At 69.6% G+C, this 24,926-nt stretch carries 19 protein-coding genes; 11 read left to right on the forward strand and 8 right to left on the reverse strand.

Going from position 1 to position 24,926, the window contains the following annotated elements:
• Window positions 1-3: 3 nt before the first annotated feature.
• Window positions 4-558, forward strand: coding sequence for a PH domain-containing protein (locus ACPPVQ_RS07155; RefSeq protein WP_426520058.1), 555 nt, complete (start codon window positions 4-6; stop codon window positions 556-558).
• Entirely contained in the window at window positions 555-2,183 is a 1,629-nt protein-coding gene (locus ACPPVQ_RS07160) for a PH domain-containing protein (protein WP_426520060.1), read from the forward strand. Before ACPPVQ_RS07155 ends, ACPPVQ_RS07160 begins: the two co-directional genes overlap by 4 nt.
• Here the strand turns inward: ACPPVQ_RS07160 and ACPPVQ_RS07165 are convergent.
• The gene (locus tag ACPPVQ_RS07165) at window positions 2,103-5,405 is read right to left on the reverse strand and encodes an ATP-binding protein (RefSeq protein ID WP_426520062.1); all 3,303 of its coding nucleotides are present in this window, start codon (window positions 5,403-5,405) and stop codon (window positions 2,103-2,105) included. The genes ACPPVQ_RS07160 and ACPPVQ_RS07165 overlap by 81 nt on opposite strands.
• A 126-nt stretch (window positions 5,406-5,531) precedes the next feature.
• Between ACPPVQ_RS07165 and ACPPVQ_RS07170 the strand changes: the two genes are divergently transcribed.
• Window positions 5,532-6,128, forward strand: coding sequence for a class I SAM-dependent methyltransferase (locus ACPPVQ_RS07170; protein ID WP_426520064.1), 597 nt, complete (start codon window positions 5,532-5,534; stop codon window positions 6,126-6,128).
• A gap of 19 nt (window positions 6,129-6,147) precedes the next feature.
• Here the strand turns inward: ACPPVQ_RS07170 and ACPPVQ_RS07175 are convergent, their stop codons facing one another.
• From ACPPVQ_RS07175 to ACPPVQ_RS07195, 5 genes are all read right to left on the reverse strand, one after another.
• Window positions 6,148-6,744: a CoA-binding protein gene (locus ACPPVQ_RS07175; protein ID WP_426520066.1), complete on the reverse strand. Its 597-nt coding sequence runs from the start codon at window positions 6,742-6,744 to the stop codon at window positions 6,148-6,150.
• Window positions 6,741-8,036 carry an O-acetylhomoserine aminocarboxypropyltransferase/cysteine synthase family protein gene (locus ACPPVQ_RS07180; protein WP_426520068.1) on the reverse strand — a complete coding sequence of 432 codons (1,296 nt, stop codon included), beginning with the start codon at window positions 8,034-8,036 and terminating at the stop codon, window positions 6,741-6,743. Before ACPPVQ_RS07180 ends, ACPPVQ_RS07175 begins: the two co-directional genes overlap by 4 nt.
• Window positions 8,037-8,106: 70 nt before the next feature.
• Window positions 8,107-9,117 carry a YeiH family protein gene (locus tag ACPPVQ_RS07185; protein WP_426520070.1) on the reverse strand — a complete coding sequence of 337 codons (1,011 nt, stop codon included), beginning with the start codon at window positions 9,115-9,117 and terminating at the stop codon, window positions 8,107-8,109.
• 117 nt (window positions 9,118-9,234) lie between these two features.
• Complete coding sequence (locus ACPPVQ_RS07190) at window positions 9,235-10,809, reverse strand: S53 family peptidase (RefSeq protein WP_426520072.1); 1,575 nt, start codon at window positions 10,807-10,809, stop codon at window positions 9,235-9,237.
• 39 nt (window positions 10,810-10,848) lie between these two features.
• Complete coding sequence (locus ACPPVQ_RS07195; RefSeq protein ID WP_426520074.1) at window positions 10,849-12,456, reverse strand: dolichyl-phosphate-mannose--protein mannosyltransferase; 1,608 nt, start codon at window positions 12,454-12,456, stop codon at window positions 10,849-10,851.
• A gap of 39 nt (window positions 12,457-12,495) precedes the next feature.
• On the opposite strand from ACPPVQ_RS07195, the gene rsmI reads away from it, so the two are divergent.
• From rsmI to ACPPVQ_RS07220, 5 genes are all read left to right on the forward strand, one after another.
• A complete protein-coding gene (gene rsmI, locus ACPPVQ_RS07200) occupies window positions 12,496-13,335 on the forward strand; it encodes a 16S rRNA (cytidine(1402)-2'-O)-methyltransferase (protein ID WP_426520077.1) in 840 nt (279 codons plus the stop codon).
• Window positions 13,336-13,411: 76 nt separating this feature from the next.
• Window positions 13,412-14,992, forward strand: coding sequence for a methionine--tRNA ligase (gene metG, locus ACPPVQ_RS07205; RefSeq protein WP_426520079.1), 1,581 nt, complete (start codon window positions 13,412-13,414; stop codon window positions 14,990-14,992).
• Complete coding sequence (locus ACPPVQ_RS07210) at window positions 14,985-15,911, forward strand: TatD family hydrolase (RefSeq protein WP_426520081.1); 927 nt, start codon at window positions 14,985-14,987, stop codon at window positions 15,909-15,911. The genes metG and ACPPVQ_RS07210 overlap by 8 nt, the downstream gene beginning before the upstream one ends.
• Window positions 15,908-16,753 (forward strand): 16S rRNA (adenine(1518)-N(6)/adenine(1519)-N(6))-dimethyltransferase RsmA, encoded by an 846-nt coding sequence (gene rsmA / locus ACPPVQ_RS07215; RefSeq protein ID WP_426520083.1) that lies wholly within the window; start codon window positions 15,908-15,910, stop codon window positions 16,751-16,753. Before ACPPVQ_RS07210 ends, rsmA begins: the two co-directional genes overlap by 4 nt.
• Window positions 16,754-16,779: 26 nt before the next feature.
• On the forward strand, window positions 16,780-17,715 hold the full coding sequence (locus ACPPVQ_RS07220; protein WP_426520085.1) for a 4-(cytidine 5'-diphospho)-2-C-methyl-D-erythritol kinase: 936 nt from the start codon (window positions 16,780-16,782) through the stop codon (window positions 17,713-17,715).
• A gap of 43 nt (window positions 17,716-17,758) precedes the next feature.
• Here ACPPVQ_RS07220 and ACPPVQ_RS07225 read toward each other — a convergent pair whose 3' ends face one another.
• Window positions 17,759-18,208 (reverse strand): YybH family protein, encoded by a 450-nt coding sequence (locus ACPPVQ_RS07225; RefSeq protein ID WP_426520087.1) that lies wholly within the window; start codon window positions 18,206-18,208, stop codon window positions 17,759-17,761.
• Window positions 18,209-18,318: 110 nt separating this feature from the next.
• Here ACPPVQ_RS07225 and ACPPVQ_RS07230 point away from each other — a divergent pair, with 110 nt between their 5' ends.
• A complete protein-coding gene (locus ACPPVQ_RS07230) occupies window positions 18,319-18,690 on the forward strand; it encodes a YciI family protein (protein ID WP_426520089.1) in 372 nt (123 codons plus the stop codon).
• The gene (locus ACPPVQ_RS07235; RefSeq protein WP_426520091.1) at window positions 18,687-19,913 is read left to right on the forward strand and encodes an RNA polymerase sigma factor; all 1,227 of its coding nucleotides are present in this window, start codon (window positions 18,687-18,689) and stop codon (window positions 19,911-19,913) included. Before ACPPVQ_RS07230 ends, ACPPVQ_RS07235 begins: the two co-directional genes overlap by 4 nt.
• Window positions 19,914-20,121: 208 nt before the next feature.
• Here the strand turns inward: ACPPVQ_RS07235 and ACPPVQ_RS07240 are convergent, their stop codons facing one another.
• Window positions 20,122-22,947 carry a helix-turn-helix transcriptional regulator gene (locus ACPPVQ_RS07240; protein ID WP_426520093.1) on the reverse strand — a complete coding sequence of 942 codons (2,826 nt, stop codon included), beginning with the start codon at window positions 22,945-22,947 and terminating at the stop codon, window positions 20,122-20,124.
• Window positions 22,948-23,117: 170 nt separating this feature from the next.
• Between ACPPVQ_RS07240 and ACPPVQ_RS07245 the strand changes: the two genes are divergently transcribed.
• The gene (locus ACPPVQ_RS07245; RefSeq protein ID WP_426520095.1) at window positions 23,118-24,926 is read left to right on the forward strand and encodes an ABC-F family ATP-binding cassette domain-containing protein; all 1,809 of its coding nucleotides are present in this window, start codon (window positions 23,118-23,120) and stop codon (window positions 24,924-24,926) included.

The following is a 24,926-nucleotide window of genomic DNA, read 5'->3' on the forward strand; positions in this document are numbered from 1 at the left end:
CTCATGACCGACGCATCCGCATCCGCCGCAGCATCCAGCGCGTCCGCGCCACTGACGGTCGGATCGATCGCGGCGATGGTGAAGGAGCCCTCTGGTCGTCCGAGCCCCAGGGCGGTGCGATTCTGGACCTGGGACGCGATCGTGGGGTGGGTCTTCTTCGTCATCCTCCAGCTGGTCTGGATGCTGGTAGCGGATGCGTGGACGGCCCCGCTGCACCTCGCGGGCCTCGCGCTCACGGGGGTCGTGGCCGTACTGCACGTGTCGATCATGCCCCGGTGGCGCTACCGGGTGCACCGGTGGGAGATCACCGACGACGCGATCTTCGTGCGATCCGGATGGCTGACGCAGGAGACACGCGTCGCCCCGATCGCGCGGCTGCAGACCGTGGATGCCCGGCGCGGCTTCCTCTCACGGATGATGGGGCTGACCAGCGTCACCATCACGACCGCGTCGTCGGCCGGGGCCCTCACCATCCACGCTCTCGACGATGCGGTCGCCCGTGAGGTCGTCGCGGTCCTCGCGGAGGTCGCCCAGCACAGCGACGGCGACGCGACATGACCGCCGGCGCGGCAGCCCCCGCCGACGGGACCGCTCCCGAGTCGGGCGAGGCGCCCGAACCGGGCGAGCCGTGGAAGCGACTCAACCCGCGCATGCTGATGGTGCATCCGTTGCGCGAGCTCATCCGTTACCTGCCGGTGCTGCTCATCGCGCTCGTCGCGGGCGCCGCGGGTGGTGAGCCGTGGTGGGTGTATGCGCTCTCCGCGCTCGGTATCGTCTTCGGCATCCTCCGGTTCTTCACGACCACCTACCGTTTCACCCCGACGCATGTGCAGGTGCGCAGCGGCGTGCTCAATCGCCGCACGCTGTCGGTACCACGCGACCGCATCCGGAGCGTCGACGTCGACTCGACGCTCCTGCACCGCATCTTCGGTGTGGCGATCGTGAAGGTCGGGACGGGTGCGTCGCACGGCCAGGACGAGCTCGAGTTCAACGCCGTCGCCCTGCGTGATGTTCCGGCACTGCGCACCGAACTGCTGCCGATCGCGAACGTCTCCGACGCAAGCGGTTCGGAGATGGATGAGGCGGTTACCGGCACCGGCGACGGCAGCGCCGCGGCCGGCCCATCCAATCTGAGCCACTGGCAGCCGGGCTGGGTGCGTTACGCACCACTGACCCTGTCGGGAGCGGCGTCGATCTTCGTCGTCGTCGTGTTCCTGTTCCAGGTGCAGTTCTTCGAGGGCGGCCTCGTCACCCGCCTTCCGATCGTGCAGCAGGCGATCGGTTTCGTCGCCCACCTGCCCGTGCTGACCACCGCACTCTGGGGCGCCGCGGGGCTGGTCGTCGTCGCGTCGGTCGTGGCGATGGTGCGCTACGCGCTGAGCTACGGCGGATTCGGCATCCATCGGGTGGATGCATCCACACTCCACATCACCCACGGACTGCTCCGCACCCGCCAGATCACCCTCGACGAGACACGCCTCCGCGGCGTGCAGCTCTCGGAGCCTCTCTCGCTCCGTGTCGTGGGTGCTGCCTCTGCCCACGCCATCATGACCGGGCTCGGAAGGCAGCGCGGCGGGGTCGCCCTGCTCGCGCCGCCGGGCCCGCGGGACGAGGCCGTGCGCATCGCAGCCCACGTTCTCGGCACGCGGGAACCGCTGGAAGCGGACCTCATCTCGCACGGACCACGTGCGCGCCTGCGCCGATTCACCCGCGCTGCGACGTTCGCGGGCATCCTCGCAGCCGCGGCCCTCGTGCTCGAACTCCTGGGAATCGTGGGCTCACCGGTCTGGTGGGCGTTCGTCGTGATCGTGCCCGCGTCGGCCCTGCTCGCGGGCGACCGGTACCGCGGCCTCGGTCATCTGCTGCTGCCCGGTCGTCTCGTCGCCCGCAGCGGCTCGCTGAACCGCAGGCGCACGGTGCTGTCCACAGAGGGGATCATCGGGTGGACCATCCGTCGCACGTTCTTCCAGCGTCGCGCAGGCCTTGCCACACTGATCGCGACGACAGCTGCCGGACGCCACCGGTATGCGATTCCGGACCTGCCCGCCGCTGACGTCTGGCCCCTGATCGAAGCGGTCAGCCTCAAGCGGCCGGGTGGGCCTCTACTGGCGAGCGGCGCGGCCGAGCAGGTCGATCACGCGATCGACGGCATCGTCGCGGGTGAGGGCCCCGGCCGACGATAGCGCCCGGCCGACCGCCTCGTCGCCCCAGGCCTCCCTCAGCTCGCGTTCGAGGATGGAGCGCTCCAGCGACCGGAGGTCCTGGCGGGAGTTGAGCCGTGCTGCGAGGCCGAAGAGCTCCATCCCGGTCTCGACCCTGTCTGCGGTCGGTTCGGCGTCGCCGCGCTCCCAGAGCAACCAGGCCGCGAGGCCGGCGACCGCAGAACCGAGAACGGGCCGGTCGACGAACCCGGGCTGCATGCGGTGCTGCACGAGTATCCGCGTGCGCAGTTCTTTCGCAAGCCCGTCGACGACGCCGTAATCCGAGAATCCCGTGCGGATGTGGGCGATGATGCAGGCCGCAGCGACGATGCTCTGCCAGGGAACCGGCGCGGAACCCGGGGCGGAATACACCGCGACCGCATCACGGTACTGGCTGAGACCGGTGCCGATCCGGCCGTCTGCGAGGTCGATCTCGGCGAGTCCGCTCCGGCCGATCGCACGGAGGTCGAGGAAGTCGAAGCCGAGCGACTCAGCATCGTCGGTCGCGAACCGTTCGAGGATCGGACGGCCACGCTCGATGTCGCCGGTCGCCACAGCGCACATCGCGACCAGCCATTCGAGCTGGCGCAGGTCGCCGTCGGCGTTGAGGGCGGTGAGACCGGCCTCGGCCTTGACTGCCCACTCGAGGGCCGCGACGCGATTCGCCAGCTGGCTGTGGAGCTGGGTCAGACCCTGGGCTGCCGAGGCCTGGCCCCAGGTGTCTTCGAGCTGCACCGAAAGCGCGTACGAGCGCTCGGCCTCGACGATCGCCTCGTCCAGTTCACCCGCGTTCTCGTGGAATTGCGCGGAGATCAGCGTCGCCATCGCGGCCGTCGCCGGGTCGGGCGACGCTTTGTACTCCGTGAGAAGCGTGAACCCTTCGACCGGTCGGCCCGCGGCGAGCACGAGGTTGGTGAGTGCCTCCAGGCGCCTGTCGGGCAGCGCAGCGCCACCCTTCTTGAGGCGCTTGAGCCGCGCGAGGGCGCGCCCGGCGACCGCGGAGTCGAAGTAGAGGAAGGTCGCCCCGAGCACGGCATACGTGGCAGCCGCTTCCAGGGTCTCGGCCGGTTCCGGCTCGTAACCGCGGAGTGCGCTGATGACGGTCGGCCCGAAAGCGATGACCTCTGAGTGGGCGCTGCGGAGCGTCCAGTAGTACGCGAGTGCAGCGAACACGGTGGCGACAATGTCCGGCCTGGCCCCGTCGAGGGCGGAGCGGAGCACCGAAACCAGGTTGTCCTGCTCGGAGGTGACCAGCTGGAACGTGTGAACCTGCTCCGCCCCGTGGAGGTGTGCCAGCGCATGGCTGCTGAAGGTGCGCGCCCAGTCGTACATCCTGTCGCGCACCAGGTCGGTCTCGCCTGCTTCGATCAGCACGATGTCACCGAATTCGCGAACGGTTTCGAGCATCCGGTACCGAAGGATCCCCGTCGCGGCGTCCTCCGAGACGGAGACCAGCGACTGGTTGACGAGGGCGTCCAGGTCGTCGAGGATCCCGTCTGTGCCCGACCCCGCCACGATCTCGGCGGCCTCCGCGCTGAAGCCGTCGGGAAACCGCGACAGCCTGCGCAGGAGCGCCCGCTGGGGATCCGTCAGCAGATTCCAGCTCCAGTCGATGACCGCCAGCAGCGTTCGATGACGTTCCGGCGCCGTGCGCTCACCGCTCGTGAGGAGTGCGAACCGATTCTTGAGGCGGCGTTCGACCTCTTCGACCGACATCGAGCGGATGCGCGCGGCGGCGAGCTCGATGGCCAGCGGCAGCCCGTCGAGCCGGTCGCAGAGGCGCACCACGACGTCGAGCGGCAGTACGACGGCCGGGCGCGCGGCCCGGGCCCGCTCGACGAAGAGGGCGACCGCGGGCCCGAGCGACGACACATCGGCCGGCGCGGGCGTCGACGGAACGATGTCGGTCGGCGACAGGCCGCTCGTGAGCGAATCGAGCGGATAGACCCGTTCGGCACTGATCGCGAGCGGTGCGCGGCTCGTCGCAAGGATGCGGACGTTCGTCGTCGAATCGAGGATGTCCGAGATCCACGCCGCAGCTGCATCGACGATGTGCTCGCAGTTGTCGACGATGAGAAGCGTCTCACGCTCGGCGAGCATGCTGAGGATGCGCGAGCGCAAGTCGACGCGGGCATTCGGGTCGATCGATTGGATGCGTGTCGACCGCGCCTCGCGGATGCCCAGCGTCGATGCGATGGCCAGGCCGATGTCGTCGCCGGTACGCACGCTCGCGAGCTCGAGCACGATGACGGCGGGCGTGTGGACCGCACGGTTTCCGATCTCCTGGGCGAGGCGGGTCTTGCCGAGGCCACCGGCGCCGAGGATGGTCGTCAGCCGTCCGGTCGCAACGAGGTCCTCGACCGCCTCGAGGTCGTATTCCCGCCCGATGAGGGCGTTGGGCGCTGTGCGGAGACCGATGCGCGAGCGGGACACGACAGCCGGCCCGGGCGACGTCTCTTCGACCAGGAGCGAGGCGTTGAGGGCGACGAGTTCGGGTCCGGGACGCGTGCCGAGGGCTTCGCGGAGCCGGGAACGGAAGTCGTCGAAGGCGCGGATGGCGTCATTGCGCCGGCCTGCAGCGTCGAGTGTCAGGAGAAGCTCGCGCTGCAACCCTTCGTCGAGCGGAGATGCGGCGAGGAGGGGATCGAGGTCGGCAAGCGCCGCAGCGGTGTCGCCCTGCGCGCGGCGCGACCGGGCGCGCAGGTGGAGCAGGTCGCTCCGCAGTGAGCGGGCCGCCCGCTCGAGTTCGGACGCCAGGGGCGTCGGCCCGAGTTCGGCGCCGGGCTCGCCGCGCCAGAGGGCCAGAGCGGCTGTCGCGTCGTTGGCGGCACGCGCAGGGTCTCCTGCCAGCTCGGCCGCGCGGGCGCGTTCGAGGAGGGCTCGGGCGAGACCCAGGTCGGTGTGCTCCGGCGGGACGGCGAGGGCGTACCCTCCGGCGGTCGATTCGAGGATGCCGTCGGCGCTGGCCGTGCGCACGCGCGAGACGAGGGTCTGCAACGCCGCACGTTCCTGCCGGGGCGGCGCATCATCCCAGAGGTCCTCGACCAGGGAAGGCACACTGACCGAGCCGCGCGCGAGAACCAGGGAGACGATCAGGCTCTTGCCCAGGGTGCCCGACGGCTCGGCGAGCGAGCCGGAGCGATCCTCGACCAGCACGGGGCCGAGGACGGCGACGCGGGGCTGCGGCCGGGTCGAGGAGTCCACTCGCCGAGTTTAGCGATCGCGGGCGACCGGATTCGGCCCGACCGGGCCGGTGCGGCGGCGACCGGCGATAGGCTGCAGCGAGGGATGGTGCCGCGGCGACCGCGCACCGTGTGCGGGGAGGCGCCGATGGCGAGCGATTGGTCCGACTTCTACGAGGCCCAGGCGGGCCGCGGCCCGCGTGCGACGTTCATCGCCGGCCTCGACGCCCGCGACGGACTCCCGCCCGGGCGGGCGATCGACATCGGCTGCGGCGACGGTGTCGAGACCCGTGAGCTGCTCGAGCGGGGCTGGCGCGTGCTCGCGATCGACGCGGACGACGGCGTCGAGGACCGCCTTCGTTCGACGATCGGGGATGCCGCCGACGGTGCGCCGGTCGAGATCTGGCAGCGGACGTTCGAGACCTTGACCGGGCTGCCGGAGGCGGACTTCGTCTACGCCGGGTTCGCGCTGCCCTTCTGCGATGCCTCGCATTTTCCGTACCTGTGGGCGGACATCCGCGAAGCCCTGCAGGTCGATGCGGTCTTCGCGGGCGAATTCTTCGGGCCGGACGATGACTGGTTCGGCCGGCCGGGGATGAACTTCCATGACAGCGCCGGTGTCGAGCGGATGCTCGCGGGTCTCGACGTCGTGCAGGTCGTCGAGGACAACCGCGACGGGCTGTCGTTCGAGGGTCCCAAGCACTGGCACGTGTTCCACGTCGTCGCCCGCAACAACCCGCGCTGACGCGACGGATGGCGCCGAATCAGCGGATGGTCTTGCGCGCGGTGATCTGACCGGTGTCGAACCCGAGAAGGTGCAGGCCGCCGTTGAAGCGCGCGTGCTCGATCTTGATGCAGCGGTCCATCACGACGGTCAGGCCTTTCGACTCGCCGTACTCTGCCGCTTCCTGGTTCCAGATGCCGAGCTGCACCCAGATGGTCGGCGCCCCGATGGCCACGACCTCGTCGATGACGGCCGGGATGTCGCTGCCCTTGCGGAACACGTCGACGATGTCGGGGACCTCGGGCAGCGACGCGAGGTCGGGATACGCCTTCTGTCCCAGGATCTCGTCGGCGTTGGGGTTCACGAAGTAGACGCGGTAGTCGCTGGACTGCTGCAGGTATGTTCCGACGAAGTAGCTGGAGCGCGCCGGGTTCGGCGACGCCCCGACGATGGCGACCGATTTCGCCGCGCGCAGGATCTTCAGGCGCTCCTTGGCGTCGGGTCCGGTCCACGTGCGCTGTGATTTCAGCAGCTTCGCGAGTGGCGAGTCGGCGGGAAGCGAGCAGCTCAGGCCGTTGGCGAGCTGGACCTCGGCGAGGTCCGCGTTCTCCGTGGGAGTCACATCGGTGAGGGTCATGAGTTCTCCTTCACAGCCAGGTCGAGCGCCTGGTCGAGGTCGTAGATGATGTCATCAACGTCTTCGATGCCCACGCTAATCCTTACGACGCCCGGGAGCACCCCCGCATCGACGAGCTGCTGTTCCGTGAGCTGGGCGTGGGTCGTGGAGGCGGGGTGGATGACGAGCGTCTTCGCGTCGCCGATGTTCGCCAGGTGGCTCGCGAGGTTGACCGACTCGATGAACTTCTGGCCGGCCGCCCGGCCGCCCCTGACCTCGAAGCTGAACACGCTTCCCGGTCCCTTCGGGAGGTACTTCAGCGCGCGATCGTGGTGCGGATGCGCGGGGAGCCCGGCCCACAGGACCGATTCGATACGGGGGTCGGCGTCGAGCCATTCGGCGACGGCGCGCGCGTTGTCGACGTGAGCCTGGATGCGGTAGGGGAGCGTCTCGACACCCTGCGCGAGCAGGAACGCCGAATGCGGGGCGAGCGTCGGGCCGATGTCGCGCAGCTGCTCGGCCCGCAGGCGCGTGAGGAACGCGTACTCGCCGAAGTTGCCCGACCACTGGAGGCCGCCGTAGGTGGGCACCGGCTCGCCGAAGAGCGGGAATTTCTCGCTGTGCCAGTCGAACCGGCCGCTTTCGACGACGACGCCGCCGAGCGTGGTGCCGTGGCCTCCCAGGAACTTGGTGGCCGAATGGATGACGATGTCGGCTCCCCACTCGAACGGCCGGTTCAGGTACGGGGTCGCGATCGTCGAATCGATGATGAGCGGAATGCCGGCAGCGTGGGCGACGGCGGCGAGGCCTTCGATGTCGGCGATCTCGCCCGACGGGTTGGCCACGGTCTCGGCGAAGACGAGCTTCGTCCTGTCGGTGATCGCGGCCGCATAGTCGGCGGGGTCCGAGCTCTGGATGAACGTGGTCTCGACACCGAAGCGGCGCAGGGTGACATCGAGCTGCGTGATCGATCCGCCATAGAGGTTCGCCGAAGCGACGATGTGGTCGCCCGCGCCTGCCAGCGACGCGAACGTGATGTACTGGGCGCTCAGTCCGCTCGCTGTCGCGACGGCGCCGAGGCCGCCTTCCAGGCTTGCGATGCGCTCCTCGAACGAAGCGACGGTGGGGTTGGCGAGACGCGAGTAGATGTTGCCGTACTTCTGCAGGGCGAAGCGGGCTGCGGCATCCGCCGTGTCGTCGAAGACGAACGCGCTCGTCTGGTAGATCGGGAGCGCGCGGGCGCCCGTCACAGGGTCGGGGATGTTGCCCGCGTGAATCGCACGCGTGCGGAAGCCGTATTCGCGATCTGCCATGCGTTCACGCTACCCGAGCGCATGCACGGTCCCGTTCACGGGTGTAACAGTCCGCAACCCCGTGCGGCGGTCAGCTCGAGATCGCCACCGCGCCGAGGCCCAGGACGGCGATCAGCACCCACGACAGCAGGCCGACCGCGAGGGCGCGCCACCCCGTCCCGACGAGGGTGCGGAGCCTCACCGCCGAACCGAGTCCGAAGAGTGCCATCGCCAGCAGCACGGTCTGCACGGTGTCGGCCACGCTGAGCACGACCGGCGATGGCGGAAGGAACGTCCGCACCAGCATGGCGGCGATGAAGCCGGCTACGAACAGCGGAACGACCGGGGGCCGCTTCGCTGCCGGGTCGGGGTCGACGTGACGGCGCCGCTCGACGACCGAGGTGATCGCGACCATCGGAGCGAGCATGAGCACGCGGGTGAGCTTGACCACGAGCGCGACGGCGAGGGCCGCGGAGCCGGCGATCTGCGCGGTCGCGACGACCTGCCCGACATCGTGGACGCCTGCCCCGACCCAGTGGCCGAACTGCGCGTTCGTGAGCCCGAGCGGATGCCAGAACACCGGCAGCACGAAGATCGCCAGCGTGCCGCAGAGCGTGACCAGCGCGACCGGGGTCGCCGTCTCCTCGTCCTTGGCCCGCACCACGCCGCTCATCGCCCCGATCGCGGACGCACCGCAGATCGAGAAGCCGGTCGCGACCAGCAGGGGCTGGTGGCCGGGGAGCCGGAACAGCCTGCCGAGCCCGATCGTGCCGACGAACGTCACGATCACGATCAGCACCGTCGTCAGGATCGTGACCCAGCCGAGGTTCGCGATGTCGACCAGGCTCAGCTTGAGGCCGAGCAGCACGATGCCGATGCGCATCAGGCGGCGGGATGCGACGGCGAGGCCCGGCGCGAGCGACCCGTTCAGGGCCGGCCGCGCAAACGGAAGCTGTCCGACGATGATGCCGAGCGCGACCGCGGCCGTCAGCAGCGGGATCGCGGGCACGAGCCAGTGGATGCCCCAGGCGGCGGCAGCAGCCAGCGCCGCAGCCGTCAGCCCCGGCAGCGCGGCCCGGGATGTCTGGGGTGCGGCGTTCATCCTGTCTATTCTGCCGGGGACTGGCGCCCCTGACAGACCGCTCGAGCACAGGGAAAAGCATCCCGAATCGCGGTTCGGGGATGCTTTTCCCTGTGCCCGACGGCGTCAGAGGCGAGCTCAGAGCGAGGCGAGGAGCTCGGACCCGTTGGGGACGCCGAGGCCGGTGCAGGCGTCCCAGCCCGGGCCGGCAGTGAAGGCACCGTTGTTTCCGGAGGTGATGTCACGGAATCCCGCAGCGACCTGGCCGGCATTGATCGAGTCGTACAGCTTCGGCTGCGCGAGCCCGAGGGGTGCGCCGGTCGACTGAACCAGGCGCGCCACCAGCGCTGCCCAGAGCGGAGCGACCGCGCTGGTGCCCCCGATCACCAGCTGCTTGCCGTCGACCAGCACCTGGTAGCCGGTCTGCGGGTCGGCGACGGCAGAGACATCCGGTACTCCGCGCCCGGACGCCTGCGTTGTGGAGGGGACCCCGACGTTCGCCTGCCATGTCGGGCGCGGGAACACGTCGCTCACGCCACCACCGGTGGCGCCCCGGCCCGGGCCGTTGTTCCAGACCGTCTCCGACTGCACGGTCGCCGTCGACGCATCGGCGGCGAGTCGTGTGCCGCCGCATGCCAGCGCGTGCGGGCTGGATGCGGGGAAGTCGACGTGCGGGCGCCCGTCGGTGACGTTATCCGAACTTCCGTCGTCGCCGGCGGCCGCCGTTGAGGTCACTCCGAGGGCTGCCGCATCGACCAGTGCCTGGTCGAACGCGGTGCGGGCCTGTGCGGTCCACTGGTCTTCGCTCTGGCCCCAGCTGATGCTGATCGCGGCGGGCGTCGGGCTGGCGTGGGCGGCCATCGTGACCGCGTCGATGAACCCGGCGTCGGTGTTGGGCGCGAAGTAGACGATGATGTGTGCGCCCGGCGCCAGCGCCCCGGCGACCTCGATGTCGAGGAGCACTTCGCCATCGGCGCCGTTCGGGTCCTGGCCCGGCACGTTCGTCGCCCCGTCGACTCCGACCGCGGTCACGGTCGGTGGCGGGGTGACGCCCAGGCTGCTGAAGTACGCGTCGAGGTCGCTCTGCGCGAAGCCGCCGCCCAGTTCGATGATCGCGATGGTCGTGCCCGCCCCGTCGGTGTTCGGCGGGAAGGCATAGATGGCCCCGAGCTCGATCGGCGTGTAGCTGGTGCTGACGGCATGGGGCAGCGCGACACGGTAGAGGGTGCGCGCCTGCGGGCGGTCGTCGATCCCGAGCACGGCCGTGACGATGCCGCTCAGCGGGGTCGGTACGCTGAGTCCACCGGTGCGGTGCCGGTGTTCGACCGCGTTCCCGTTCGGGTCCGCGCTCGTGGCCAGACCGAGGTCGGTGCCGAACACGCGGCTGAGCACTGCCGCCGTTCCCGAAACGCGCACGTGACGGTCGGCAGCGCTGCTGTCGAGGACCGTGACTCCCAACCCTTCGAGGGTCGACGTCACGAGCGCGAGGTCGGCCGGATCAGCGCCGTACCGCGCGGCGAACTCGTCGGGCGGGATCGGGTTCGACAGCACCTCGTCCGGTACTTCGGCGCGGCGCCGCAGGATGAGCGTCGCTTCGACCGGGGTCTGCGGATCGAGTGCCGCCGATGAGGTCAGCCCCGGGGCGGGGGGCCGTTCGCTTCCCGGAAGCGGTGTGAGATCGAGTGGTTCGTTCTGATCGTCGACAGAGGTCATGACTCCGGTCTACCACTACGGGCCGACAGCCTGAACGGGCTACCGCCAGCTCGGCAGCCAGATGTGGAGCTGCCAGAACCAGAACGGAACCTGCTGCGCTGTCCAGATCGAGTAGAAGAACACGCTGACCGCAGCGGTGATGACGAGATAGATGGCGACGGTCAGGATGCCGCGCTTGCGCCGCCAGGCGGGATCCGTCCGCTTGCCGAGGATGAGTGCGATCACGAACGTCAGCGCCAGGATCAGGTAGGGCTCGAACGCGATCGTATAGAACTGGAAGACCGTGCGGTTGATGTAGAGCAGCCACGGCAGGTAGCCCGCGGCGATGCCGGTGAGGATGAGCCCGACGCGCCATTCGCGGTAGCGAACGAGCCGGTACACGAGGTAGAACACGGCGGCCGCGGCGGCCCACCAGATCAGCGGGTTGCCGACCGACGTTATGGCGGACGAGCACGCTGACGACGTGCAGCCGTCCTGCCCGAGAACGGTGCCCTGGTAGTACATGCTCGTCGGCCGGATCATGAAGAGCCAGGTCAGCGGGTTCGCCTGGTACGGGTGCGGCACGTGCAGGTTGATGCTGTAGTTGTACATCTCGGTCTGGTAGTGCCAGAGGTTCTGGAGCCAGTGAGGGACCCACGCCAGGCCGCCGCCCCACGGCTTGCCGACCGTTGTCGCCCACGACCGGTCGTAGCCGCCTGTGGTGAAGATCCAGCCCGACCAGGTGGCGATGTAGCTCACGAGCGCGATCGGGACCATGAGCAGGAAGGTCGCCGGCCCCTGCTTGAGGATGCTGCCGGTGATCCAGAAGGGCAGGCCGACGCGGCGACGCGCCACCGCATCCACGATCACCGTGTAGATGGCGAAGAAGGCGAGGAAGTACACGCCGGTCCATTTGACGCCGGCGCACAGCCCGCAGAGGATTCCGGCGGCGATCAGCCAGGGCCGCCACCACAGCACGGGGCCCCAGGCGGGATTGCCGCCTTTCTCCCGCAGCTCGGCGACCCGTGCCGCGAGTCTCGTCGCATGCCAGTCCCGATCGAGCAGGAGGCAGCCGAACGCCAGCAGCGCGAAGAACATCACCGAGTTGTCGAGGATCGCCACCCGGCTCATCACGATCGCGTGGCCGTCGATCGCCATGAGGAATCCGGCGATCACCGCGAGGATCGTCGAGCGGAAGAGTTTGCGCGTGATGAGCATGAGCACCACGACCGCGAGAATGCCGACGACCGCTGTCGACACGCGCCAGCCGAAGCTGTTCCCCGCGCCGTAGGCCGCCAGGCCGAGTGCGATGATCCATTTGCCGAGCGGCGGATGCGCGACGAACGACGCCTGGGTCCCGTAGATGTTGACGCCGCCGTCGTTGAAGCTCAGGTCGGCTTTGTCGGGCCAGCTGCCCTCATAGCCGAGATGCATGAGCGTCCAGGCGTCCTTCACGTAGAAGGTCTCGTCGAACACGAGGGAGTGCGGGTTCGCGAGGTTCCAGAGGCGCAGCACTGCCGCCAGCAGGGTCACGACCAGGGGACCGCCCCAATACCAGAGCTTCACGCGCAGTGGGGTGCGCAGCGTGCGAGCCCACCAGTCGTCGAGGCGGCTGCCGGTCGGTTCGGCGACTACGGCGTCGAAGCCGATCGTGGGAGTCCTGGTCACCCTGCAATGTTAGTGAGGTGCGCCTGCCAGACTGGGCTGATGATCATCCTCGCCGCGACACCCATAGGGAACCTCAAGGATGCGTCGGTGCGGCTCGTCGAGGCGCTCGGAGCCGTCGGGATCGTCGCATCGGAGGACACGCGGGTCACGCAGCGCCTGCTGGCGGGGCTCGGGGTGGAGAACCGCCCGAGGCTGATCGCTCTCCACGACCACAACGAGCGCGACCGGTCCGCTGAGGTCGTCGAGCTGGCCCGCGAGACGGATGTGCTGGTGCTGAGCGACGCCGGCATGCCGACCGTGTCCGATCCCGGCTTCCACCTGGTCGAGGCCGCGGCCGCCGCCGGCGTGGGCGTGACCGCCCTTCCCGGCCCGTCGGCGGTCATCACTGCTCTCGCAGTGTCGGGCCTGCCTACCGACCGATTCACCTTCGAAGGGTTCCTCCCGCGCAAGCAGGGGGAGCGGATGGCCGCCTTCCGCGCCCTTGCCGGCGAGCGCCGCACCATGGTCTTCTTCGAATCCCCCAACAGGCTCGCAGCCGCACTGGCCGACCTCGCATCCGTGCTCGGTGCCGATCGCCGCGTGGTGGTCTGCCGCGAGCTCACGAAGATGTTCGAAGAGGTCAGGCGCGGTTCGGCCGCCGAGCTCGCGGCGTGGGCGGCCGATGGGGTTCGCGGTGAGATCTGCGTCGTCGTCGACGGCGCAGCCGCGACCGTCGTCGACCTGGATTCCGGCGTGGACCAGGTGCTGTCGCTCGTCGCCGCCGGCACCCGGCTCAAGGATGCGGCGGCCGAGGTTGCCGAGGCGACGGGCCTGGGCAAACGCGACCTCTACCAGGCGGCGCTCGCCGCCCGCAAAGCCGATGCCGGGCCGGCGAGGTAGCAGCTCCGTGTCTCGTCCGCTCTGAGCCCCTGTAACACGGCCAGAGCGTTCCGGCCGCGCCCGTAGGATAGTCAGCATGTCCGACGGCTCTTCGTTCTACATCACCACGCCGATTTTCTACGTGAACGATGTTCCCCACATCGGGCACGCGTACACCGAGGTCGCCGCTGATGTGCTGGCCCGGTGGCACCGCCAGGCCGGCGATGACACCTGGCTGCTCACGGGCACCGACGAGCACGGGCAGAAGATCCTCCGCACCGCCACCGCGAACGGCACCACCCCGAAGGAGTGGGCCGATCGCCTCGTGCACGACGAGTGGCTGCCCCTGCTGAAGACGATCGACATCGCGAACGATGACTTCATCCGCACGACGGACGAACGCCACGAGAAGAACGTGCAACTGTTCCTTCAGAAGCTCTACGACGACGGATTCATCTACGCGGGGGAGTATGAGGCGCTCTACTGCGTCGGCTGCGAGGAGTTCAAGCCCCAGAGCGAGATCGTGGACGGCACCGGCGAATACGTCGGGCAGAAGGTGTGCGCCATCCACTCGAAGCCGCTCGAACTGCTGCAGGAGAAGAACTACTTCTTCCGCATGAGCGACTTCTCCCAGAAGCTTCTCGACCTCTACGAGTCCCGGCCCGACTTCGTGCAGCCTGAGGCGGCGCGCAACGAGGTGGTCTCATTCGTTCGTCAGGGCCTGTCCGACCTGTCGATCTCGCGGTCCAGCTTCGACTGGGGCATCAAGGTGCCGTGGGACGAGTCCCACGTCGTATACGTCTGGTTCGACGCGCTCCTCAACTACATCACGGCCGTGGGCTATGGCCAGGACGAGGAGCAGTTCGAACGGCGCTGGCCGGCGACGCACATCGTCGGCAAAGACATCCTGCGATTCCACGCGGTCATCTGGCCGGCGATGCTGATGGCGGCAGGGCTCGACGTTCCTCACCAGGTCTTCGGGCACGGCTGGCTCCTCGTCGGCGGCGAGAAGATGTCGAAGTCGAAGCTGACGGGTATCGCCCCGACGCAGATCACCGAGACGTTCGGCTCCGATGCGTTCCGGTATTACTTCATGCGCGCGATCAGCTTCGGCCAGGACGGGTCGTTCAGCTGGGAAGACCTTGCGGCCCGCTACCAGTCGGAGCTCGCAAACGGCTTCGGCAACCTGGCATCCCGGGTGATCGCGATGGTCTCGCGCTACTTCGACGGCATCGTGCCGCCTGCCGGGGTCTACGACGTCGCCGACCTGGTGGTTCAGGATGTAGTGGCCAGGGCGGCCGCCGACGCGGACACCGCGATCGGCAGCCTCGCCATCCACGACGCGCTCGCCGCGATCTGGACGGTCGTCGACGAGCTCAACGGGTACATCACGGCCCAGGAGCCGTGGTCGATCGCGAAAGACGAGACCCAGCGTGAGCGACTCGGCACAGTGCTCTACACCGCGGCGGAGGGGCTCCGCGCGCTCGCCGTACTGCTCTCACCGGTGATCCCTGCCGCGACGGGACGCCTCTGGGAGTCGCTGGGTGCCGGCCAGGAGCTCGGTCCCCTCGAGGCACAGCCCATCCGGGATGCCGGACGGTGGGGCCAGCTCGCTGCCGGCACCACAGTCAACGGGCTGGAAGCGCTGTTTCCCCGAATCGAAGCGACCGTTGCCTGACGAATCGCACATCCGTCACCGGCACGCGACGGAGGGCCGCGAGCTGAGCTACCCGCCGCTTCCGGAGGCACTCGTCGTCGGCGTGTACGACAATCACACGCACCTGGAGATCTCAGACGGCGACGATCCGCTCGACTACCGTGAGCAGCTGGATCGTGCGTCGAGCGTCGGCGTGCGCGGTGTCGTGCAGGTCGGAAACGATGTCGAGACGTCGCGCTGGTCGGCCGATATGGCGGCCATCGAACCGCGGATGCTCGCAGCCGTGGCGATCCACCCGAACGATGCGCCGGACTACGACGAGCGTGGCGAACTCGACGACGCGCTCCAGGTGATCGCCGAACTGGCGGGGCGACCGCGGGTGCGCGCCGTCGGTGAGACGGGGCTCGACTTCTTCCGCACGGACGAGTCGGGGCGTGCGGCCCAGTTCCGCTCTTTCGAGGCGCACATCGAGATCGCCAGGCAGAACGACCTCGCCCTCCAGATCCACGACCGCGACGCCCACGCCGACGTGATCCGCACCCTGAAGAGGGTCGGAGCGCCCGAACGCACTGTCTTCCACTGCTTCTCCGGTGACGCCGAACTCGCCGAGATCTGCACCGACAACGGCTGGTACATGTCGTTCGCCGGCAACGTGACGTTCAAGAACGCCGGCCGGCTGCGCGAGGCGCTCGAGGTGGCGCCGCGTGCGCTCCTGCTGGTGGAGACGGATGCGCCGTTCCTGACCCCGATGCCCTACCGCGGCCGCCCGAACGCGCCCTATCTCCTCCCGCACACCCTCCGTGCCATGGCCGACCACCTGCACACCGACGCGTCGATGCTCGCCGCGCAGATCTCGTCGAACACCGAGCTGGTCTACGGCCGCTGGGACTCGGAGCCCGTCGCGCCGCCCCCGACCACCCCGATCGGTTCCGTCGCATGAGCGACGTGCGGCTCCTGGGGCCGGCGGAGATCCGCGATCTGGCGGAGCTGCTCGACGTGACGCCGACCAAGAAGCTCGGCCAGAACTTCGTCATCGACGCGAACACCGTTCGGCGGATCGTGCGCGTCGCAGGCGTCGAGGCGGGCGACAGGGTCGTCGAAGTCGGGCCCGGGCTCGGATCGCTCACCCTGGGGCTGCTCGAGACCGGGGCGTCCGTCGTCGCGGTCGAGATCGACGGGCGACTCGCCCGCCAGCTTCCGGTGACGGTCGCGACGCTCGCGCCGGCGGCCGCCGAAAGACTGAGCGTCGTGCATCGCGACGCCCTCACCGTCACCGAGCTCGCCGGGGAGCCCGCGCGGCTCGTGGCCAACCTTCCGTACAATGTGTCCGTGCCGGTGCTGCTGCACTTTCTCGAGCACTTCCCGAGCATCCGCACCGGTGTCGTGATGGTGCAGGCCGAGGTCGGGCAGCGGGTCGCCGCCGAACCCGGGTCGAAGGTCTACGGGGCGCCGAGCGTGAAGGCGGCCTGGTACGGGCGGTGGCGCACGGCAGGCACTGTGAGCCGCCAGGTCTTCTGGCCGGTCCCGAATGTGGACTCGATCCTCGTCGCATTCGAGCGGCATGAGGCCGAGCCCGGGGACGTGGACCTGCGCAGGCGCACGTTCGCCGTCGTCGACGCCGCCTTCCAGCAGCGGCGGAAGATGCTGCGGCAGTCGCTCTCGGCCCTGTTCGGGGACTCGGCCACGGCATCCGCTGCGCTCGAAAAAGCGGGGATCGACCCGACGGAGCGCGGCGAACAATTGACCGTCGACGACTTCATCGCGATAGCGCGCGCAGCCTGAAGCTGCGAGGGCTGTAGGTTGGAAGCATGACCTCCGAGGCCTCGCTCCACATGGTGCACGCCAGGGCACCGGGCAAGATCAACGTGTTCCTCCGGGTCGGGGCCGTCATGGAAGACGGGTACCACGACGTGGCGACGGCCTACCAGGCGGTGTCCCTCTACGAGGATGTGCGCGCGTATCCGGCCGACGATTTCTCGGTCACCTTCGGCGGCCCGATCGACTGCTCCGGACTGCCTGTCGACGGCAACAACCTGGCCATCAAGGCTGCACGCCTGCTCGCCCGCAAGACGGACTACCGCGGTGGCGTGCACCTCGAGATCGACAAGCACGTTCCGATCGCCGGCGGGATGGGCGGAGGGTCCGCCGACGCTGCCGCGACGCTCCTCGCCTGCGACGCGCTCTGGGGAACCGACTGCACGAAAGACGAGCTGCTCGCGCTCGCATCCCGGCTCGGCGCCGATGTTCCGTTCGCGCTCATCGGGGGAACGGCGATCGGCACCGGCCGAGGCGACCGACTGAGCCCCGCCCTCGCCAAGGGGCAGTTCCACTGGGTCCTGGTGCTGCCCGAGGAGGGCATGAGCACCCCCGAGGTCTACCGCGAACTCGACCGGCACCGGGAACGGCACTCCCAGGACATCTTTCCGGCCCAGAAGCAGCCGACCGTCGACGCGAACATCCTGCAGGCCCTGCGCGCGGGCGACCCGCGCATGCTCGCCGAGTCGCTCGTCAACGACCTGCAGGCGCCCGCCATCCACCTCGCCCCCCACATCGGCGAGATCATCGAACTCGGCGAGATGAACGGCGCCCTCGCCGGCATCGTCTCCGGGTCGGGGCCAACGGTCGCCTTCCTGACGGCGGACCTCGACAGCGCACTCGACCTGCAGATCGCGCTGAGCGCATCCCGGCACACTGCCGTGCGCGCTACGGCGCCGGTGCACGGCGCGCGCATCCTCTCGGAGTAGCGCCGTCAGCGGCTCATTCCCCTCTCCCTCCTGGGCCTTGCCGTCACGGCTCGAGGTCGATCGCCGCCCGAAAACCGGTGCTCGGGTCCATGGAGAACGGGGTCGAGCCATGGTCGTGCGCGATCAGCCACCGGCCGTCGACCCGGCGCAGTCCCAGCGTCGACCGGAACCAGAGGGCGAAGGCGGTGCTGCTGCCCTTCGGCGTCGACGAGAGACGGTTGATGCTGTGGACGAACGCGATATCGCCGTCCGCCTCGACGACCGCCCTGGTGATGTCGAACTCGATCGCCCCGTCGAACGTCGCCAGCCAGTCGCGCAGGCCCTGCACGTCGCGTCCCTGTGATGCGAGGGGCGGCGCCAGCGAGAAGCTGACGAGGTCGTCGGTGAACAACGCTCCGAGCGCATCGGCGTCGCGTGCCCGCATGGCGCGTTCACGTTCGGCGAGGAGCGCCCGGATCTCCGTGTCCGCGGTGGTGGTGGTGGTGGCAGTCATGATGTTCTCCTTCGTTCGCATCCGATCTGGACTTGCATGGGAGACGTCGAAGCAGACGCCCCCGTCTCGACGTCCCGGGTGAGAAGATTCACCCAGGGATGGAGACAGCGATGAAATACCTCATTCTCATCAACGGAAACGAGAAGTCGCGCGCGGTGTGGGAGAGCTTCACCGATGAGCAGCGCTCCGCGGGCTACGAGCTGTACGCCCGACTTCACCAGCGGCTGCAGGCGTCAGGCGAGCTGGTTGCGGCCGAGGCGCTCACCGATCCGTCGCTCGCGGTGCGCGTGCCGGCCCGCGACTCCAGCCTGATCGCGACCGACGGACCGTTCGCCGAGGTGAAGGAGCAGCTGAACGGGTTCTACCTGGTCGACTGCGAAAGCCTCGACCGGGCCGTCGAGATCGCCGAAGGATTTCCTGAGGCGGCATACGGGCTCGTCGAAGTGCGCCCGGTCCTCAACCTGGGCGGGCCCGACGTGTGAGCAGGCCGACGGAGGTCGAAGTGCTGCTGCGCGAGCTTGCGCCGCAGGCCGTCGCCGCGCTCACCCGGCGGTACGGCGACTTCGACCTCTGTGAAGACGCGGTGCAGGAAGCGCTGCTGACCGCCTCGCAGACCTGGCCGGCGGCCGGCATCCCGGACAGCCCGCGAGGTTGGCTGATCACGGTGGCGTCGAGGCGCCGCATCGAACTGTGGCGCGCCAACGCGGCCCGCCGTCGCAGGGAGGAGGCGGTCGCTGCGCTGGACGAGACGGATGCGCCGCCGCCCACCTCCGTCGACGACAGCCTCACCCTGGTCATGCTCTGCTGTCACCCGGCGCTGACGCCGTCCTCCCAGGTCGCCCTCACGCTTCGGGCGGTCGGCGGCCTCACGACGGCGGAGATCGCCCGGGCCTTCCTCGTGCCGGAGGCGACGATCGCGCAGCGGATCAGCCGGGCCAAGCAGCGCATCCGCGACTCCGGCGCTCCGTTCGCGATGCCGGATGACGCCCACCGGTCGGCGAGGCTCACCAGCGTGCTTCGGGTGCTGTACCTGATTTTCACCGAGGGTCACACGGCCAGTTCGGGCCCCGATGCCACCAGGGTGGAGCTGGCGTCGGAGGCGATCCGTCTCGCACGGATGCTGCGGGCGCTGGTTCCGGACGACGGCGAGGTCGCCGGGCTCCTCGCCCTCATGCTCCTCACCGACGCGCGGCGGCCGGCGCGCACCGGCCGCGATGGGGCGCTGATCCCGCTCGCGGCACAGGACCGGTCGTTGTGGGATACGGCCGCGATCTCCGAGGGCGTCGCCCTGATCACCCACGCGCTCGCTGACGCTGCCATCGGGCCTTACCAGGTGCAGGCGGCGATCGCGGCCGTGCACGACGAGGCCCGCACCGCGGCAGACACCGACTGGGACGAGATCCTCGGGCTGTACGACCTGCTCGCACGGCTCGAGCCCGGCCCGATGGTCACGCTGAACCGCATCGTCGCGCTTGCCGAGGTCGACGGGCCGTTCGTTGCCCTCGCCCAGCTCGAAAGCGTCGCCGACGGCGCCGGCCTCGCCGGGCATTACCGTGTGGACGTCGTGAGGGCGCACCTGCTCGAGCGGGCGGGCGATCCGGATGCGGCCCGCGAGGCGTTCAGGACGGCGGCACGGCGCACCCTGAGCACGCCGGAGCAGCGCTACCTCGAACAGCAGGCGCTTCGCCTCACCGACGGGAAGTGAACCGCGCGGGAGGCCAGGACACCCAAGGATGCCGACCAGTCCGCAGCAGAGCGCATGTCGGGTTGAGACGATTCGTTCGAGAAACGTTTCCACGCGATATGCCGGGGTGGTCGGTCATCCCGGGGTGAGATTCACGCTAGCGACGCCGCCGACGGCGCACCAAGTCCGTGAGGGAAAACCGTCAACTCTTGACGGGTCGGCGCACGGGTCAGCGCGCCCGGCCGGGCCTGCGCGCCTCGCGCGCCGACCGATCCCTGGCGGCTCGCGCCAGGCTGCGCAGCTCGCGACGGGAGGACAGCCGCAGCTTCGCGAGGATGTTCCGCACGTGGAAGTTGACGGTCGTCACCGAGACGTAGAGGTGCTCGGCGATCTCTTTGTTCGTCATGCCCGCTGCGAGCGCGTGGGCGATCTGGCGCTCGCGGGTCGTGAGGTCGGCGAACGGGTCGTCCCGCGTCATCGCGAGTGCGGTGTCGGCCCCCGCTCGCGCCAGCTCCTCGAGGGCCTCCGTGCAGCCGGCGAGATAGTCGGCAGCGCCGAGGCGCCGGAATACGGTGGCGGCGCGCTCCAGCATGGTGACGGCCTCACTCTGGCGCCCGTCGGCGGCAAGGAGCCGGCCGGCATCCAGCATCGTCACCGCGTGCGGGAAGGGGAACCGGGCGGATGCGCGGGAGTCGGCCGCGCGAATGTAGGTGGCGATCGCCGCATCCGTATCGCCTTCTGCCTCGAGCACCCGCCCTTCCAGCCAGCCCAGTGAACCGTAGTATGGCTGCCAGAGGCGGGAAGGATCGCTGCACGCCGCCAGTTCGGCCCGGGCTTCGGCGGCGCGGCCGAGAGCCGCGAGTGCGTCGATCCGGTAGGTCAGCCAACCGAGCGTGGACGCCGCGGACGCCTCGCGCGCGGCGGGTTCCGTCGCGGCGAACTGCTGCTCACGGTCGCCGGTGGCGCGGGCGAGCTCGGCGCGGGCGATGACGGGGAGGTCGCTGTCGTAGGAGCCGCTGATACCCGGGCGCGCGTCGCCGGCAGAAGCGAGCCGCTCCTCGACCGCGCGGCTCTTTCCACGGCCCGCACGAACCAGGGTCGATACCGTGAGGGCGATCGGCCACGCCGACAGGTCGGTCTCGTCCAGGGCCAGGGCGACGGCGGTGTCGGCGACGGTGACGGACTCGTCCCACTCTCCGAGGAGGAAGAGCGCATGCGCATAGATCGACCGCCCGTGGCCGGCCGTCCAGCTCGACGGGAAGAGCCGGATCAGTTCGTTCGCGAGCTCGAGGTCGTCGTGCGCGCGATCGATGTCCCCGGTGCGGATGAACACGCTGGCGCGGGAGACGAGGGCATCGACGACGGCAGGCGACCCCGGCCCGTCGAGCAGGGAGTCGAGTTCGTCGACGGTCGCCCTGAGCAGCTCGGTCCGGCGCATGTGTCCGGCGGCGGTGAGCTCCCACCCGAGCAGGCGCATCAACTCGTCGCGGGGCTGGACCAGCCAGCTCACGGCGGGGTCGGCGACCTCGTCGGGGTGCGTCGGCGCCTCGGACAGGAACCGGCGGGCGATGTCGAACTGGCCGAGGACAGAACCGAAATCACGGGTCGCCATCTGCACCATGGGCAGGATGCACGCCACGTGGGCGCGCAGGATCCGCTCCTCGGGGGTGGTCACGGGGGCGGCCTGCAGGGCGAGCCCGAGCGTGAGAGCGCCGGGGACGTTGCCGGTGAGGGTGCGCAGCTCGACCAGGACGGCGTCGCGCGCCGGGCTCGGCGGGAGCGCCTCGATCGCGGGCGCGAGGTCGAAGATGCGTTCGTGCAGCCGGGTGCGCAGGGCGAGCATCCCGATCTCGATCAGCGCTCGTTCATGTTCGGCGCCCGCCGCCGACAGGTGGACCGCGGACCTCGCATAGCTCATGGCCTGGCCGGAGCGGCCGAGGTCTGCCGCCTCACGGCTGGCCGCGATCAGCTCGGCGACGAGGGTCGGGTCTGCACGGTCGGCGGCTTCGACCCGGTGCCGGAGGGCCCGGTGCCCGGTGAGGACGCGGGCGGCGACGCGGTGGATCTCGACGCGCCTGGAAAGCGGAAGGTCTGCCGTGAGCGCGTCGGCGAGGATGGCGTGGGTCGGCTCCAGCCAGACGACCCCGTCGCGCACCTTCGACGCGACCAGACCGCGCTCGATCGCGGCATCCACGTCGACGCTCGTGCCGAGCCGCTCCGTGATCGTTGTGAACACGGGGAAAGGGACGGGGTCGCGCAGTACAGCGAGGATCTCCGCGCCTTTACGCACGGGCGGCGCTGTTCCTTCGAGGGCGGCCGCGACGGCTCCCGACAGCGGCACCGCGGCATCCACCGGGATCTCCCACCCGGCAGGGTGCAGCGCCTCGGCGAACGTCTCGCGCAAGCGGGCGAGGAGCACGCTCAGCAGGAGGGGGGAGCCCTGGGTCGTCTCGGTGAGGCGCGTCGCAGTGCGGCGCGAGACAGCGTGCCCCAGGATGTGCTGGGCGAGCTCCTGCGTGTCGTCGACCGTGAACGGCGCGAGGTCGACCCGCGCCGTGTTCGGCATGGCAGCGGCGAGGCCGTCGAAGAGCGTGGAGACGCCGGAGTTCGGCCGGGACGCGACGATCAGTAGGAACGGCTGGTCGACGAGACGGCGAACCGCGAACCGCAGCGCCCGCGCCGACGCTTCGTCGACCCATTGCGCGTCATCCATGATGATGCACACGGGCGCCTCGAGGCCGTCGACGGCGTCCAGCACCAGGCGGCCGACGGTGATGGCGCTGTCCGTCGGCTCCGGGCTGCGCACACGGGAGGGGGTGCGGGCGTTCAGTCCCCGGACGAGCGTCTCGACCGCCGCGTAGCTCAGGTCCGACTCGAAGGAGTCGGCGTGCACGCGCACGACGGCCCACGCATCCAGCCGCGACGCGATGTCGGCGAGCAGGGTGGTCTTACCGAGCCCGGGCTCGCCGCTCACGAGCACGGCGCCGCCCTCGAGGAGCGCGCGGCCGGCCACAGCGAGGAGGAGGTCGCGCGGGTGGTCTCTGCCAACGATCACGATGTCATCCCCCCACACGACGGCAGCGCGTCCAGGTCGGGTGTGATGCGCCGGTCCGTTCGAGTCTTTCACGCGTGCAACGTTGCGCGGCAGCACCCATTCGGGTGCAGCCCTCGCTCCTCACCACCCGACGGCGTGACGGCCGACGTCGCCGCTAAACTGGGCAGCACATGGCACACCTCCTGGGCGCAGAAGCGCTCCACCTCGAGTACCCGACCCGCGTCATCTTCGACAGTGTGACCGTCGGGATCAACGAGGGCGACCGCATCGGCGTCGTCGGCCGCAACGGCGACGGGAAGTCGACGCTGCTCGCCCTCCTCGCCGGGCGGCTCCAGCCTGATGCGGGGCGCGTGACCCGGCGTCGAGGTGTCAGCATCGGCGTCCTCGACCAGGGCGATGAGCTCGATCCGGCGCGTACGGTCGGCTCGACGATCGTCGGCGAACTCGATGAGCACGTCTGGGCGGGGGATGCGCGCGTTCGCGACGTGCTCGCAGGCCTGGTCTCCGACATCCGCTGGGATGCCCTGGTCGCCGACCTCTCCGGTGGCCAGCGCCGCCGTGTCGCCCTCGCCGCGCTGCTCGTGCAGGACCTCGACGTGCTCTTCCTCGACGAGCCGACCAACCACCTCGACATCGAGGGCGTCGCCTGGCTCGCGCAGCACCTGAAGTCGCGCTGGCCGGCCAATTCGGGCGGCCTTCTGGTCGTCACGCACGACCGGTGGTTCCTCGACGAGGTCTCGACGGCGACGTGGGAGGTGCACGACCGCATCATCGAGCCGTTCGAGGGAGGCTACGCCGCCTACATCCTCCAGCGCGTCGAACGCGACAGGATGGCCGCCGCCAGCGAATCGAAACGGCAGAACCTCCTGCGCAAAGAGCTGGCCTGGCTGCGCAGGGGTGCCCCTGCACGCACCTCGAAGCCGAAGTTCCGCATGGATGCCGCCTACGACCTGATCGAGAGCGAGCCGCCGCCCCGTGACACGGTCGCCCTCAGCCAGATGGCGATGGCTCGTCTCGGCAAAGACGTCGTCGACCTTCTCGATGCGACGGTCGTGTACCCACCGAAGACCGTGCTGCGCGACATCGAATGGCGCATCGCGCCGGGTGAGCGAACCGGGATCCTCGGCGTCAACGGTGCAGGCAAGTCGACCCTGCTCGGCCTGATCGCGGGGACCGTCACGCCGACGAGCGGCCGTGTCAAGCGCGGCAAGACCGTGAAGATCGCCACGCTCACGCAGCTGCTCGGCGACCTCGACGACATCCTCGACGAGCGGGTCAGCGCGGTCATCGCCGGCAAGCGTACGACCTATCTCGCCGGCGGCAAAGAGATGACGCCGGGGCAGATGCTCGAACGTCTCGGCTTCACCAGCGCACAGCTCTCGACGCCGGTCAGGGACCTCTCCGGCGGCCAGAAGCGCCGGCTGCAGCTTCTGCTGATCCTGCTCGACGAGCCGAACGTGCTCATCCTCGACGAGCCGACGAACGACCTCGACACCGACATGCTCGCCGCGATGGAGGACCTCCTCGACTCGTGGCCCGGCACGCTCATCGTCGTCTCGCACGACCGCTACCTGATCGAGCGGATCACCGACAACCAGTACGCGGTGATGGATGCGGCCCTGCGTCACCTGCCCGGCGGCGTCGACCAGTACCTCGCGCTGCGCCGTTCGGAGTCGGCGGCGTCGAAGGCGGCCGCGACCAGCGCATCCGGGTCCGCGCCTCCCGTGCGGCCAGCATCCGCCACCCCGGCGCTCGCCGGGGCCGACCTGCGCAACGCGCAGAAGGAGGTCGCGTCGATCGACCGGAAGCTGGCCAAGCTCGCCGACCGGGTCGCGCTCACCCACGAGCGGCTCGCGGAACATGACCAAAGCGACTACGAAGGACTGGGAGTCATCACCTCCGAGCTGCGCGGACTCGAGGACGAAGTCGCAGACCTCGAGACGCGCTGGCTGGAATTGTCCGAACAACTGGAGCATTAG

This window comes from Leifsonia sp. McL0618 (assembly GCF_049994905.1).
In the GTDB taxonomy this organism is placed as follows: Bacteria; Actinomycetota; Actinomycetes; order Actinomycetales; family Microbacteriaceae; genus Diaminobutyricibacter.

Excerpts from the sequence above, each read along its gene's own strand:
- ACPPVQ_RS07180 (WP_426520068.1), bottom strand. The coding sequence starts at position 8,036 with ATGGCAGATCGCGAATACGGCTTCCGCACGCGTGCGATTCACGCGGGC.
- ACPPVQ_RS07230 (WP_426520089.1), top strand. The coding sequence starts at position 18,319 with ATGAAATACCTCATTCTCATCAACGGAAACGAGAAGTCGCGCGCGGTG.
- ACPPVQ_RS07245 (WP_426520095.1), top strand. The coding sequence starts at position 23,118 with ATGGCACACCTCCTGGGCGCAGAAGCGCTCCACCTCGAGTACCCGACC.
- ACPPVQ_RS07220 (WP_426520085.1), top strand. The coding sequence starts at position 16,780 with ATGACCTCCGAGGCCTCGCTCCACATGGTGCACGCCAGGGCACCGGGC.
- ACPPVQ_RS07160 (WP_426520060.1), top strand. The coding sequence starts at position 555 with ATGACCGCCGGCGCGGCAGCCCCCGCCGACGGGACCGCTCCCGAGTCG.
- ACPPVQ_RS07190 (WP_426520072.1), bottom strand. The coding sequence starts at position 10,809 with ATGACCTCTGTCGACGATCAGAACGAACCACTCGATCTCACACCGCTT.
- ACPPVQ_RS07175 (WP_426520066.1), bottom strand. The coding sequence starts at position 6,744 with ATGACCCTCACCGATGTGACTCCCACGGAGAACGCGGACCTCGCCGAG.
- metG (WP_426520079.1), top strand. The coding sequence starts at position 13,412 with ATGTCCGACGGCTCTTCGTTCTACATCACCACGCCGATTTTCTACGTG.
- ACPPVQ_RS07170 (WP_426520064.1), top strand. The coding sequence starts at position 5,532 with ATGGCGAGCGATTGGTCCGACTTCTACGAGGCCCAGGCGGGCCGCGGC.
- rsmI (WP_426520077.1), top strand. The coding sequence starts at position 12,496 with ATGATCATCCTCGCCGCGACACCCATAGGGAACCTCAAGGATGCGTCG.
- ACPPVQ_RS07155 (WP_426520058.1), top strand. The coding sequence starts at position 4 with ATGACCGACGCATCCGCATCCGCCGCAGCATCCAGCGCGTCCGCGCCA.
- ACPPVQ_RS07185 (WP_426520070.1), bottom strand. The coding sequence starts at position 9,117 with ATGAACGCCGCACCCCAGACATCCCGGGCCGCGCTGCCGGGGCTGACG.
- ACPPVQ_RS07225 (WP_426520087.1), bottom strand. The coding sequence starts at position 18,208 with ATGACTGCCACCACCACCACCACCGCGGACACGGAGATCCGGGCGCTC.
- rsmA (WP_426520083.1), top strand. The coding sequence starts at position 15,908 with ATGAGCGACGTGCGGCTCCTGGGGCCGGCGGAGATCCGCGATCTGGCG.